The sequence below is a fragment of the Synechococcus sp. CCY 0621 genome (assembly GCF_019038465.1).
GTDB lineage: Bacteria > Cyanobacteriota > Cyanobacteriia > PCC-6307 > Cyanobiaceae > Cyanobium.
The window spans coordinates 1-282 of record NZ_JAFKRH010000063.1; the positions used below are offsets into that span (position 1 = coordinate 1).

Genomic DNA, 282 nt, shown 5'->3' on the forward strand with positions numbered 1-282 from the left:
TGTGGAAGGGGTGCATCAGGATGTTGTGCTCAGCCTGGAACACCAGCATGTAGTTGAAGGTGCCGCTGATGCCGAGGGGCATGCCGTCGGAGAAGGAACCTTGACCGAAGGGGTAAATCAGGAACACGGCGCTGGCCGCCGCCACGGGGGCGGAGTAGGCGACGCAGATCCAGGGGCGCATGCCGAGGCGGTAGGAGAGTTCCCACTCGCGGCCCATGTAGGCGAAGACGCCGATCAGGAAGTGGAAGACCACCAGCTGGTAAGGACCACCGTTGTACAGCC

1 pseudogene is annotated in these 282 nt (G+C 62.8%); it reads right to left on the reverse strand.

The window, feature by feature from the left end:
• A pseudogene (locus tag KUG43_RS16590) lies at positions 1–282 on the reverse strand (photosystem II q(b) protein); the annotation flags it as partial.